This is a genomic window from Kitasatospora sp. NPDC098652 (assembly GCF_044760155.1).
Taxonomy (GTDB): Bacteria; Actinomycetota; Actinomycetes; order Streptomycetales; family Streptomycetaceae; genus Kitasatospora.
Map to the genome: position 1 here is coordinate 76,400 of NZ_JBIWAQ010000009.1, position 13,649 is coordinate 90,048.

At 76.0% G+C, this 13,649-nt stretch carries 7 protein-coding genes; all 7 read right to left on the reverse strand.

The features are described 5' to 3' along the window. Window positions 1–226: 226 nt before the first annotated feature. Complete coding sequence (locus ACIQWA_RS20770; protein WP_402484414.1) at window positions 227–1,324, reverse strand: aromatic ring-hydroxylating dioxygenase subunit alpha; 1,098 nt, start codon at window positions 1,322–1,324, stop codon at window positions 227–229. A gap of 5 nt (window positions 1,325–1,329) precedes the next feature. Next, window positions 1,330–2,184, reverse strand: a complete 855-nt coding sequence (locus ACIQWA_RS20775) for a methyltransferase domain-containing protein (protein WP_402484416.1) — start codon at window positions 2,182–2,184, stop codon at window positions 1,330–1,332. Window positions 2,185–2,448: 264 nt separating this feature from the next. Then, window positions 2,449–5,013, reverse strand: coding sequence for an FtsX-like permease family protein (locus ACIQWA_RS20780; protein WP_402484418.1), 2,565 nt, complete (start codon window positions 5,011–5,013; stop codon window positions 2,449–2,451). Then, window positions 5,007–5,837, reverse strand: a complete 831-nt coding sequence (locus tag ACIQWA_RS20785) for an ABC transporter ATP-binding protein (protein ID WP_402484419.1) — start codon at window positions 5,835–5,837, stop codon at window positions 5,007–5,009. Before ACIQWA_RS20785 ends, ACIQWA_RS20780 begins: the two co-directional genes overlap by 7 nt. Before the next feature lie 101 nt (window positions 5,838–5,938). Next, window positions 5,939–10,741: a DNA repair ATPase gene (locus tag ACIQWA_RS20790; RefSeq protein ID WP_402484421.1), complete on the reverse strand. Its 4,803-nt coding sequence runs from the start codon at window positions 10,739–10,741 to the stop codon at window positions 5,939–5,941. Between the two features lie 25 nt (window positions 10,742–10,766). Continuing rightward, entirely contained in the window at window positions 10,767–12,788 is a 2,022-nt protein-coding gene (locus ACIQWA_RS20795) for a flotillin family protein (RefSeq protein ID WP_360243374.1), read from the reverse strand. 64 nt (window positions 12,789–12,852) lie between these two features. Further along, entirely contained in the window at window positions 12,853–13,629 is a 777-nt protein-coding gene (locus ACIQWA_RS20800; RefSeq protein ID WP_402484423.1) for a hypothetical protein, read from the reverse strand. Window positions 13,630–13,649 lie beyond the last annotated feature (20 nt).

Consider the following 13,649-nt stretch of genomic DNA (forward strand, 5'->3'; position numbering starts at 1 on the left):
GCGCGGGGTGGACGTGGGGGGATGTGCGGGCGGCCCGCGCGGGGTGGATGTGCGGGGTGGATGTGCGGGCCGCCCGGTTGACGCGAGCGTGACCCGGTGCGCATGGGGCGCGTTGGGTGGATGTGAGTAGTTCTGAGGTGACATCGACCGGTTGGCCCTGGTCGGCCGAAGAAACGATCCTGCACGGTGCGGGGCACCCTCCGGAACCCGGTCCGGAGGTGCCCATCTACACCGAGCTGGCCCGGTTGTGGCAGTCCGAGGGGCGGTCGGTGCCCGGGCTGCCCGATCCGCTCTGGGAGTCGCTGGCCGGCTCCGCCGCCCCGCCGCCGCCGTCGTCGGAGCCCTCCGGGTAGAACTGCCGTGCCCAGCGCCGGAACAACCCGATCGAGCGCTCCCCGGGCACCAGTCGCGGCTGCGCCAGGTACCGCTTGTGGGCCAGCACCGGCCGGTCCTGCTTGACGATCCGTACCGAGGCCTGCAGGGCCAGCCAGGACGCCGCCCGGTCCACGGCCCGCGCCGCCCCGACCCCCGGCACCGGTACGGTGGCGGTCACCGCGAAGCGCACCAGGGTGCGCCAGGGCGCGAGCGGCGTCGGCAGCACCCACACCAGCAACGAGCTGCCCAGCTCCGGCAGTTCGGCCGTCAGCCGCATCATGCCCAGCCCCGCCAGCGTCACCGGCTGGTCCAGGCTCACCGCGCCCAGGCCCGGGAACCGGGTGGTGGTGCGCTGGTGGACGGTGAACAGCGGGCCGTCCGGCTCCGGTGGTGCGGTCTCGCGGGTGTCCAGGCCGTGCAGCACCGAGACGTGCCGGAAGTCCACGCTGTTCTCCATCACCTCCTGCGGATGGGACAGCACCTCCCCGCTCCACCAGGCCAGCGGCCGCACCCCGACCGCGGGCGGCAGCTCCCAGGTGGGTGCGACGCTCTCCGGCCTGCCCTCCGGCCCGCTCTGCGACTCACTGCCCGACTCGCCGCGCCAGACGAACAGTGCGCCGTCCCGCTCGACCAGCCGGCGCCGCGCCAGCTCGCCGCGGAACCGGGTGCCGTCCGGCGAGCCCGTGCAGGAGCCGTCCGGGGCGAAGGCGAAGCCGTGGAACGGACAGACCAGCTCCTCGCCCCGCACCCGCCCGCCCGCGCCGAAGTGCGCGCCCAGGTGCGGACAGTGCGGCCCGATCGCGCGCACCGCGCCCCGGGCCGTCCGGTACAGCACCACGTCCTCGCCCATCAGCCGGGCCGTGCGCACCCGGCCGGGCGGCAGGTCGCGGGAGCGGCCCACGCAGAACCATCCACTCGGGTACGGCAGTGGGGCGGAGTGCTCGGCCATGGCGGTCACCTCGGTGGCTTGACGGCGGTGTGAACGTACCAGGCGATGTGCTCGCGCACCGCGTACATCTCCACGGTGGAACGGAGGTTGAGCCAGCGCGCCGGATCGCCGAGGCGGCGCAGCAGCTCCCATGGCAGCCGGAAGTACGCGTGCACCGCCTCGGTGGTCGGCAGGTAGTACCGCGTCGCGTCCAGGGACTCCTCGACCTCGAAGCCGGCCCCGGCGAGCAGCTGCGGCAGGTTGCCCGCGTGGTAGAGCCGGGCCCCGGTCATCGCCATCGCGTCCAGGTACGGTTCGAGCACGGCCCTTGCCGGTTCGGGGAGTTGGTCCACCGGGCCGGTGCTCATCGGGCCGAGCAGCACCAGCCGCCCGCCCGGGCGCAGCACCCGGTGGAACTCGGCCAGCGCGCGGGCCGGGTGGTAGGAGTGGACGAGCGTCTCCATCGAGTAGGCGCCGTCGAAGTGGCCGTCAGGGAAGGGGAGTTCGTGGTAGTCGCCCCAGCGGAAGTCGGTCCGGTCGGCCAGGGCGGCACGGGCGCTCAGGCGGTGGGCCTCGGCGAGGTGGAAGTCCAGCACGTCGACCCCGGTGACCAGCAGCCCGAAGCGGGTCGCCATCGCCCGGGCCACCACCCCGGCCCCGCAGCCCGCGTCCAGCACCCGTGATCCGGCGGGCAGCGCCAGCTTCCGTCCGAGCACGTCCTCGAGCTGACGCTGGGCCCGCCACAGCCGCCACTTGGACTGGCCGGGCTCCGTCCACCCCCAGTGCCGGGCGTTGCGCGCCACCCGGGTGTAGAACCACCGGCTCCCGGTGCGTCCGTACACCCGGCGCAGCGCGCTGAGATCGAGCTCCTGGGCGACCATGCCGCCACGCTAGCCGCGGGCCCGCCGCCCCTCCCGACGGCGCCACGGGCGGTTGCGCCGCCGGGAGGGTTCGTACGGTCGTCGGACCGGGTGATCAGCTGACCATGGACGGCCCGGCCCTCGCCGAGTCCTGGCAGGCCTGCTGGCAGACCTGTTGGCAGACCCGGCCCCGCCCGGGCCCGCGAGGCCCCGCCCGGGCCCGCGAGGCCCCGCCCGGGCCCGCGAGGCCCCGCCCGGGCCCGCGAGGCGACGGCCCGCGAGGCCTCAGGCCGCGCCCGCCGCGCCGCGCAGGATGCCGCTGCCGTCGCGGCCGCGCAGGGCGAGGGCCGCCGGGAGGACCGCCGCCGGGAGTGCGACGGCGGCGCAGCAGGCCGCCAGCACGCCCATCACCGTCCACGGCAGCACCATCGGCGTCGGGCCGACCAGCGCGGTCAGCGCCGTCCAGGAGCCGCCGACGCTGATCGCCGTGCCGAGCCCGCCCAGCAGGGCGCCGGCCGCCACGCAGAGCAGGGTCTCGACCGCCACCGTGCGCAGCACCTGGCCCCGGGTGGCGCCGGCCAGCCGCAGCAGGGACAGCTCCCGCCGCCGGTCGCCGGTGGTCATCACCAGCGAGTTGGCCAGGGTGATCACCGCGTAGCCGATCGCCAGGCCGAGGATCATCAGCAGGGCGTTCCAGGAGTCCCGCGCGGTGCTGTCGGTGGCGGCCGACCAGACCTGCTCCGGCGTTTCGAGCCGGGCGCCCAGCCCGTCCACGGCCGTCCGCAGGGCGGCGGTGGCCTGTGCCCGGTCGGTGCCGGGCAGCAGCCGCAGGTCGATCCGCTCGGCCAGGGCCGGTCCGCCGACCCCGCCGGTGACGGCGTCGGGGCCGGTCACCCAGGCCTGGACGGCCTCGGCGCCGGTGCCCAGCAGGGCGGCGACCCGCAGCTCCCGCGGGGTGCCGTCGGCCAGCCGGACGGCGATCCGCTCGCCGACCGCGGGCGAGCCCGGCCAGGTGCGGCTGAGTACGACCGAGCCCGGGCCGAGGTCGGCGAGCGAGCCGGCGACGACCGGGAGCCGGTCGACGGCCGCCAGTGCGGCCGGGTCCGCCGTCGCGGCCCGGAAGGACACCAGGGCCTGGCCGCCGTCGATCGGAGCCAGTACGGAGGTCGGGGTGATCACCGCCGCCTGCACCCCGGGGACGGCCCGGACCCGGTCCGCCACGGTCCGGCTCAGCCCGGGGGTGCCGGCCGGCACGACCACCAGGTCGGCGGCGGACAGCTGAGTGCGGGTCTCGGTGACCTGGGCCCGGTCGATGCTGTCGATGCTGCCCACCAGGCACCCGGCGAAGGCGACGATCAGCACCACCGGGGTGGTGGTCGCGGCGGTGCGCCGGAAGGCGGTCAGTGAGCTCTGCCGGGCGGTCGCCCAGACGATGCCGCCGCCGTCCTCGGCGGACCGGCCGCGCAGCCGGGCCACCAGCGCGGGCAGCGCCGTCAGCAGCCGGATCGCCGGCCCGGCCAGCACGGCCGCCAGCAGCACGCAGCCGGCCACGATCGGCAGCAGCAGGGCGAGCGAGTCGGCGACGCTCGCCGCCGCGTCCGGCCAGCTGCGGGCGGTCAGCGCGAGGGCGGCGATCCCGCCGCCGAGCACCAGCAGGCCGCTCGCCCAGCGGAACGCCAGGACGGCGCGCGAGGTCCGCTCGGCGTCCGCCTCCGCGAGCGCCTCGCCGGGGCTGATCAGGCCGGCCTTCACCGAGGAGAACAGCACGCCGGTGATCGCGGTCACCAGCCCGATCGCGCCCGCGACGAGCAGCCCCCACCAGGTGACCGGGACGGTGAACCCGTCCGGCACCAGGTCGTGGTCGACCAGCCAGCGGCCGGCCGGCGCCGCCCCGGCCGCGCCCAGCGCGCATCCGGCGGCGGAGGCCAGCACGCCGACCACCAGCGCCTCGCGGTTGACCAGGGCGCGCAGTTGGCGACGGGTGGCGCCGATCAGCCGCAGCAGCGCGAGTTCGCGGCGGCGCTGGGCGATCGACAGGGCGAAGGTGCCGCCCACCACGAACACCGCGGTGCCGCCGGAGACCGCGGCGGACAGGCCGAGCGGGGTCTGTACGGCGTCCAGCCGGGCGGCGACCTCGGCGTGGTGCGGGTCGGCCTGGCTGCGCTCGGCGCCGGTCAGCACCCGGGCCACGCCGGACCCGCCGTTGGCCGCCACGGCTTGGCGTACGGTGTCGGCGGGGCCGAAGGCGGCCAACACGCCCACGGCGGGGCTGAACTGCGCGGCCCGGGCGTCGGTGAAGAAGACGGCGTGCTCGAAGGTCTCGGCCTCGGTGACGCCGGAGACCGTCGCGGTGTGCGGGCCGTCGGCGGTGACGAACCGGACCGGCCGGCCGATCTGCTCCGGGCGGCCGCCGCCGATCACGACCTGGTCGTCGGTGGCGGGCGCGGCGCCGGCGGTCAGCCGGTAGCCGCCCAGGGCGGCGCTCGACCAGGCGCGGCCGACCTGACCGCGCGGGCCGTCCGCGAGCTGGGCGTAGAAGGTGTGGTCCTCGACCGTACGGCCGGTCGCGGCGACGGCGGCGAGCAGCCCGGCGGGCAGGCCCGGCTGGGCCGGGACCTGGGTCGGCTGGACGTCGCCGCCGCCCGCGGGCGTGAAGTCCACGTTCAGGTCGGCGACCACCAGCACCGGGGCCTCGGCGAAGCGCTGACGCCCCTGGTCCGGGACGCCCACGGTGGCCGAGATGACCAGGATCGAGGTGGCCAGCAGGGCGACGCCGCAGGCCAGCGCGACGAAGCTGCCGACGAAGGAGGCCCAGCGGAGCCGGACGGAGGCGAGGGCGAGGGTCAGCATGCGAGGGCCTCCTCGACGGCGCGGCCACCCGACGTGAGGGCCTCCTCGACGGCGCGGCTACCCGACGCGACGGCCTGGCCCTGCGACGCGTCGGCCTCCAGCGCCGTCATCCGGGCGGCGACCTGCTCGGCCGTGGGCCGCTCCAGCGAGCCGGCCAGCCGGCCGTCCCGGAGGAAGAGCACCCGGTCCGCGTACGAGGCGGCGACCGGGTCGTGGGTGACCATCACCACCGCGCGGCCGGGGTCGTCGGCCATCCCGCGCAGCAGGGTGAGCACCTCGCGGCCGCTGCGGGTGTCCAGGGCGCCGGTCGGCTCGTCGGCGAGCAGCACCGCCGGGCGGGTGATCAGCGCCCGGGCGATGGCGACCCGCTGCTGCTGGCCGCCGGACAGCTCGCCCGGCCGGTGCCCGGCCCGGTCGGCGAGGCCGACGGCGGCCAGCGCGGCGGCCACCTCGGCCGCGGCGGGGCGGCGGCCGGACAGCTTGGCCGGGAGCGCCACGTTCTGCGCCGCGGTCAGCGCGGGCAGCAGGTTGAAGGACTGGAAGACGAAGCCGATCCGCTCCCGGCGCAGGATCGTCAGCTCCTTGTCCCGCAGCCCGCCGAGGACGGCACCGGCCACCCGTACCTCGCCCCGGTCGACGGCCTCCAGCCCGGCGGCGGCGCGCAGCAGCGTCGACTTGCCGGACCCGGACGGCCCCATGACCGCGGTGAAGGTGCCGTAGGGGAGTCCGACGGTCACGTCGTCGAGCCCGACGACGGGTTCGGGCCCGCGCCGGTAGGTCCGGCGGACGGAGCGGAGTTCGACGGCGAGGTCGGTGGCGTTCATGATCCCCATCCCACCGCCTGGGGTGGGGGCGGCTCAATGACCATGGGTTCACTTCCGGGGGTGTAGCCAGCTACACCCCCCTCGGCTACACCCCCTCCGCCCTACACCCCCTCGCACCACCGGCGCTTCAACCGCTCCCAGCGCTCCGCCTGCTCCGCGGTCAGGGTGCCGCGCAGCTCGGCGAGTTTCAGGAGCTGGGCCTCGGCGTCGGCGCCCAGCGGCTGGGCCTCGGCGCGGTAGTGGTCGGTGAGCAGGGCGTCGAGTTCGGGCCGGGTGAGGGCCGGGTCGAGGCGCTGGGCGAGCTTGGCCATGTTGCGGTAGGAGCCCTGGAGCAGGAACGGCGGCTCGGTGCGGGCGCGGTCGTCCTGGGCGGCCGAGTCGAGGTAGGCGCGGTTGACGGCCAGGACGGTGCCGCGCAGATGGAGCAGCCCGGCCAGCACGGCGGTCATCCGCTCGACCTCGGCGGCCGGCCAGGCACCGGTCAGGGTGCCGCCCGGGGTGCCGCCGGCGCGGGCGAGCAGGGTGTCCAGGTCGGCCCGTTCGGCGGTGGCGAGCGGGGCCAGGTGGGGGTTGGCGGGCAGGGAGTTCTCGACGAAGCTGAGCGCGAAGAGGTCCTCCCGGCCGGCCACGGCGTCACCGAGGTTCCAGACGTCGGCCCGGTTGGCGAGCATGTCGGGGAGCCGGAAGAGCCGGCCGGACTCGGTGTACGGGTTGGCGGCCATCACCACGGCGAAGCGCTTGCCGCGCAGGTCCCACTCGCGGGCCTCCCCGTCCGCGACGCCGTCGATCCGGCGCTGGGCGTCGCAGAGCGGGATGAAGCGCTGCAGGAACTCGGGCGAGGTGTGCTGCACGTCGTCCAGGTGGAGCAGCACGTTGTCGCCGGCGTGCAGCGCGAAGTTGAGCTTCTCCAGCTCGCGCCGGGCGGCGGCGTCGGGGGCCTCGGCCGGGTCCAGCGAGGTCACCCGGTGGCCGAGGGCCGGGCCGCTGACCGAGACCAGCAGCAGGCCGAGCCGCTCGGCGAGGTACTCGACCAGGGTGGTCTTGCCGTAGCCGGGCGGGGAGACCAGCAGCAGCAGGCCGCTGCGGTCCACCGGCCCGCCGGGGCCGGCGGTGCCGAGCTGCTTGGCCAGGTTGTCGCCGATCAGCGGCAGGTACACCTGGTCGATCAGCCGGTTGCGGACGAAGCCGTTGAGCGGCGCGGGCCGGTACTGGTCGAGCCGCAGCCGGGTGTGTTCGGCGGCCAGCAGCTCACCGCGCAGCCGCTGGTAGGCGCGGTGTCCGGGGGCGTCGACCGCCTCGAACTCGCTTACCCGGGCGAGCAGTTCGTCCAGGCGGAGGTCCAGGGCGCCGCCGCGCAGGCGGGGGTGGTCGCCGAGCAGCCCGGTCAGCCGGGTGCTGACGGCGCCCTCGGCGGGGCGGCGCGGCAGGGCCGGGCAGAGCAGCACGGCGGCGGCCTCGGCGAGGTCGCCAGGATCGGCGTCGGCGGCGGCCGACTCCAGCCAGGCGGTGGCGAGTTGATGCCGTACGGGCAGCAGGGACGGGTCCTCGGGCAGGGCGGTCAGGGCCTCGGTCAGCCCGGCGGACTCGGGGGCGGCGTGGAACTTCTCCAGCAGCGCGCGGGCCCCGGCCGACTGGGCGAAGGTCGGTGCGGCGAAGGTCGGTGCGGCGGAGGACGGTGCGGCGGCGGCGAGTTCGGCCACCAGGTAGTCCCCGGCGCCCAGGTAGTCCCCGGCGCCCCGGTAGTCCCCGGCGCCCAGGAGTTCCCCACCGGCCGCGCCCGGGGCGGACCCGGTCGGGACGAACTCCGCCACGGCGGCCGACAGTTCGGCCGCCAGCGCGGCCAGCGCCGGCACCGCGCCCCCGTACGCCTGCCGGGCGAGGCCCAGTGAGCGGGCCCGGGTGTGCCAGACCAGCCGTTGCCGTTCGTCCGTGCCGTGCGCCCAGTACAGCTGGGCGGCCGCCCGGGCCGCCGCCGGGTGCCGCAACAGGCCCGCCTCGGCACGGAGTTCGAGCAGGGCGCGGAGCACCAGCGCGGCGTCGTGGTCGTGCACCCCGCGCTGGTAGCCCTCGTCCGGTCGCCGTTCGGCGGCCCGCCGGACGTACTCCAGCAGGTCGCCCTCGGGCTCCCCTGGCTCGGCGGCCAGCAGCAGGCTCGCGGCCAGGTACTCGGCGCGGTAGAGCGCGGGCGTCTCGGAGGGCAGCGGCCGGTCCCAGTACCGCTCGGTGGCGGCGAAGGCCGGGTCGGTGACCGGGGCGCGGTAGTCGGTGCCGGTGAGGGTGAAGGCCGGGCGGCCCCGCCAGGGCAGCAGGGTGAGTTCGGGGCGCTGGGTGGTGACCGTGAAGAGGTGGCGGCCCAGTCGCAGGGTGCCGGGGCCGTCCCCGGCGAGCTCGGCCCGGTCGCGCAGCGCCCGGTGGGCGCGGCCGCGCGCGGCGCGCAGCCGTCCGGTCAGCTCCTCGGCCCGGACCCGGTCGCCGAGGGCGGTCAACTGCCCCGCGAGGTCGCGGAGTTTGACGGCCGTCGGGTCGGCGGCCAGGGCGGCGTCGATCTCGGCGGCGGTGGACAGGGCGGCCAGCCGCCGGTGCAGGGTGTCGAGGATCCGCTCGGCGGAGGCGGCCAGCCGGTCGGCCCGCCCGGCGCGTTCCTCCAGCAGGTGCTGGCGGCGGGCGGTGAGGGCGTCGTGGACCTCGGTGCGGCGTTCGGCGAGCTGTTCGCCGAGTGCCGGGTCGGCGTCGGCGAAGCGGGTCTCCAGCTGCTCGATCCGCAGCAGCAGCCGGCCGAGCCGGTCGTCGCAGGCCTCGGGGGTGTCGGCGGCGGCCAGTGCCGCGGTGACGGCCTGGGCGAGCAGCGCCGTCTCGGCGGCGAACTCGGCGGCGGCCTCGCGGGTACGCAGCTCGCGGCGGCGGACGGTCAGTGTGCTGCGGGCCCGGTTGAGCAGCCCGAGCACGTCGGCGAGCCGGTCCAGGATGGCGGTGCGGGTGGTGGCGTCGGCCAGGTCGAGGGTGCCGACCAGCTCCGAGACGGTCTGCAACGCCTCGCTCTGCGCGGTGAGTTCGAGGCCCAGCGGCTCGGCCTCGGCGGCGGTCGCCAGCGCGGCGCAGCGCTCGGCCAGCTCACCGGCCCGGCGCCGGTGCGGCTCGAAGGCGGTGGGTTCGGCGAGTTGGACCACGGCCCGGTCGGCGGCCTCGGCCAGCCCTTCGGCGAGGTGCTCGGCGAGTGCGTCGATCCGCTCCGGCCGGGCGCGCGGCAGGTCCCGCAGGGCCTCCACCCGGCCCTGGGCGCGGCGCAGCGCGGCCAGCCGGTCGACCCATTCGGCGGCGTCGGCGAGGGTCTCGCCGCGCGCGGTGCGCAGCAGGCCCTCGACGTGCTCGGCGGTCTCCTCGGTGCGAGCGGCGGCGTGCGCGGTGAGCTGGGTGACGGCCTCGTACTCGGCGATCACCTGCCGGGCGGTGTCGCGGATCTCGGCGAGCGGTGCGGCGAGGCCGCCGAGGCCGCTCTGGCCGAGCCAGTGGTGCCGGTCGGCGGTGCGGGTGCAGGCGGCGAGCACGGCGTGGTGCCCGGCCGGGGTGTCGGCGCCGGCGGCGGCCAGCCGGGCGAGGGCGAGGCAGTCGGCCAGGCCGCGGACCAGGTCGGCGTTGCCGATCCGGGCCAGCGGGCCGGTGCCGGGCGGCTGTTCGGCGGCGTGCCGCTCGCTGGTGAAGGGGCTCTGCCAGAGCTGGACGGGGTGCAGCCGGGTGGGGCCGTCCTCGGCCGGGCGCAGCGCGATGAGGGTGCCGTCGTCGAGCAGCGCGTAGCCCTGGCAGGCGAGCGGGGCGGCGGCCTCCTGGCGGACGGAGTTGTACGGCTGGAGCAGCGCCCGGCCGTCGGTGGCGGAGCGGAACTCGTACAGCACGTCCTCGCCGTTGGGGGAGAGGACGGTGCGTTCGTACGCGAGGCCGTCGACCGGCTGGTCGAAGGTGCGTACGGTGCCGTCGGCGAGGTGGCAGCCGCCGGGGAAGGCCACGCCCTGGTCGGCGGGCAGCCGCAGGCAGGCCTGGCCGAGGGCGTCGATCCGGGTGACCCGGCCGGTGGGCAGGTGGACCACCAGGTGCCGGACGGTCTCCTCCTGGTACGGGCGCACCCGCACCAGCAGCAGGGTGGCGAGCCGGGCGTGGGCGACCTGGGCGTCGGCGAGGGTCTGCAGGGCCTCGGCGAGCGGTTCGCGGTGCAGTTCGCGGCCGTCGGGGGTGGTGAGGGTGAGCCGGCCGCCGTCCACGCCGAGGTGGAGTTCCCCGGCGAGGTCGGCGCGCGGTGCGCTGCCGGGGGCGGCGGGCAGCTGGTCGTCGCGGGTGAGCTCGGTCCAGTCGAGCTGCTGGCCGTCGGCGGGGGTGTGGTCGCGTTCGCCGCGGCCGTCCTGGTAGCTGGCGCGGTCGTCGTCGAGGCGCCAGCGCAGCACCCGGACGTCGGCGGCGGCCGGGCCGGTGCGGAACACGGCGAGCAGCCGTCCGCCGACCGGGCGCAGCCGTTCCAGCCGGGCGTCGCGGAAGTAGCGGCGCAGGTCGGTGAGGTCCTGGCGCAGCCGCGGGTCCTCCAGCAGGGCGCCGCCGGTGGGGGAGAGGTCGTCGGGCCGGTGGAGGCCGAGGAGGTCACCGACCTCCTCGGCGCCGTCCGCCGGCTCGGCCGGGCGGGTGCCGAGCAGCAGCAGCCCGCCGACGGCGGTGAGGTCCTGCGGCAGGCAGGCGCGGGCGGTGGTGAGCCGCCCGGTGCCGGTGAGCCGCAGTTCCCCGCCGCCGAACTCCTCGACCCGGCGGGCGTTCAACGCCTGCGCGCGGTCGGCGAGTTCGGCGGCGGCCCGGGCGAGCCGGCCACGCAGGACCTCGTAGCTGCCGGCGTCGGGCCGGGCGTCGTCGAGGGCTTCCACGGTCATGTTCCTCAGCTGCTCGGCGGGGTGGCTACTTGCTGCCGTTCACGGCGGCGCCGGTGAGCGCCCCGATCGGGGTCTCGGCGATGCCCAGCTTCCGCGCCGAGTCGAGCAGTTGGCGCAGCTGCCCGGCCTGCTCGCCGCCGCCGCCGATCAGCTTGAGCAGCAGCGCGGACACCGTCAGGTTCTGCACGTCCGCGGTGGACACCGAGGACAGCACCCGGGTGAGGTCCTGGGTGAAGTCGGCCCGCCCGTCCAGCCAGGGGCCGGCCAGGGCCTGGGCGGTCTGTGAGTGGCCGACGAAGGCGTCCACGCTCTTGCCGGCCGTCACCGACTGCACCAGCCGGTCGAAGAAGACCGAGTCCCCGCCGACGATGTCGATCTTGGCCTTCTCCAGTCCGGCGGCGACCAGCGCGGCCTGCGCCTCGGCGATCTGCCGCTGGGTCTCCAGCCCGGCCAGGCGGACGTCCTTCTCGGCGGCCAGCCGCAGCCGGTACTCCTCGTGCCCGCGCGAGGCCTCGTCCAGCTTGGCCATCGCCGCGGCCTTCTCGGTCAGGCCCTCGGCCTCCGCCTTGAGCTTGGCGCCGACCTCCAGCGCGGTCGCCTTGGCCTTCTCGGTCTGCACCGCGGCCTCGGCGCGGCCGACCTTCTCCACCGCCGCGGCCTCCTGCTCCCGCACCTGCACCCGGGCCAGGCCCTCGGCGGCGGCCTCCGCCCGGACGCCCTCGGCCAGCTTGACCTTGGCGGCCGCGTCCAGCTGGGCGGCCTGCTGCCGGGCCTCGGCCAGCACCAGCGACTCACGGGCCTTGTGCGAGGCGGCCTGCTCGGCGGCCTCGGCGGCCTTGATGTCCTTGACGAGCTTCTCCTGGGCCTCCGCCTCGGCCTGGATGACCACGGCCTTGCGCACCCGCTCGGCCTCCTCGACGGCCCGCAGGGTCTTGACGGCCTCCTCCTGCTCGGCGACGGTGCGCTCGACCGCGACCCGCTCGCGGACCACGTCGGCGACCTCCCGGCGCCGGGACTCGACCTCCTTCTGCTTGGCCATCACGGCGAGTTCGGTCTCCCGCTCGCGGCCGACGACCTCCAGCAGGCGGTCCTTCTCGATCCGCTCGTTCTCCACCGCGATGACCCGCTCGCGGTTCTTCTGCGCCACCGCGACCTCGCGGGCCTGGTTCTCCCGCTGCACCCCGAGCACCTCCTCGGTGCGCAGGAAGGCGGTCTGGGCGTTGAGCCGCTCCTCCTCCTGCACCCGGGCGATCACCGCGTCCTCCTTGGCCCGCAGGGTCTCGATCTCGCGGCGCTGGCGGATCTCGGCGTCGGCCTGGCGGCGCTCCAGCTCCAGGACGGTCTCCCGGGCGTCCACGTTCTGCCGGGTGATCTCCTTCTCCTCGTTGCGCTGGTACTCGTTGGTGCGCACGTGCTCGATCGCGGTCAGCTCGGTGATCTTGCGGATGCCCTGGGCGTCCAGGATGTTGTCGCCGTCCAGCTGGCTCATCGGGGTCTGTTCGAGGTGGTCGATCGCCGCGTCCTCAAGGGTGTAGCCGTTGAGGTCGGTGCCGATGACCGCGATGATCTGGTCCCGGAACTCGTGCCGGTGGGTGTACAGGTCGGTGAAGTCCAGCTGCTTGCCGACGGTCTTGAGCGCCTCGGCGAACTTCGCCGCGAAGAAGTCCTGGATCGCCTGCGGGTCGCTGGCCCGGGCGGTGCCGATCGACTGCGCCACCTTGACGACGTCCTCGACGGTCTTGTTCACCCGGACGAAGAAGGAGATCCGGATGTCCGCCCGGATGTTGTCCCGGCAGATCAGACCGTCCCGGCCGGCCCGGTGGATCTCCACCGTCTTCGCCGTGATGTCCATCAGCTCGGCCTTGTGCAGGACGGGCAGGACGATCGCCCCGGTGAAGGTGACGTCCACGCTCTTGGTGCGGGAGACGATCAGGGCCTTGCCCTGCTCGACCTTCTGGAACAGGCGCCCCACGAAGAGCAGCGCGGCGAGCAGGATGAGCAGCACGACGGCGATGAGTACGCCGAAACCCACGGCGATGGTGTCCATCACGGAGTCCTTTGACGGGATGGTGGTGCGAAGTGGTTGGCGAGGAAACGCGACTGACTTGGCGTCAGAAAGCCGGTGGGGACGGGTCGAACGGCGCGACCAGGAAGTGCTCGCCGTCCGCGTCGTAGTCGTAGATCAGCGCGGTGCGCCCGGCGGTGAGTTCCGGGTCCGCCTGCGGGGTGCGGACCTGCACGGTGGCGGTGGAGCCGTCCTCGGCGGTCACCTCGGCCTGCCCGAAGTCGGCCGTCACCCGGCCGGTGCGGATCACGCAGACCCGGCCGACGAAGTCGCCCCGGGTGACCGGCCGGTCCTCGGGGAACAGCCGCCGCAGCGGCCGGACGAGCACCCGGGTGCCCGCCCAGGAGGCGACCAGCGCGACGACGAACACGCCGCCGCGCGCCGGTGCCCCCGAGGTGAGGACGGTGCCGGCCAGGCTGACGAACCAGGCGAGCGCGACCAGCAGCGACACCGCCACCGTCGCGGGCACCCCGCCCAGCCCCAGCGCGTCCAGCACGCCCCCGTGGTGGCCCGCCCCCTGCCCCCCGTCGGCGGTCCCCCCGCCGGTACCGTGCCCGCCGGACGCCCCGTGGGCCACGTGTCCCCCGACACCGTGCCCCCCGGCACCGTGTCCGACGTGACCCACCGGGCCCCCGTGCCCGGCGTGCCCGGCGTGCCCGGCACCCAGGTGGTGCCCGACGCCGTGCCCCCCGTGCACGGCGTCGAACCCCAGGCCGCCGATCAGCATCAGCAGCCAGTACCCGACGACCACCACCAGCGCGAAGCTGAACAGCGCCGTGGGAAAGGCCAGCGCGGCCGCGAAGAAGTCCCCCGTCCCGGCCATGCCCCCCGCCTTTCCCCCGG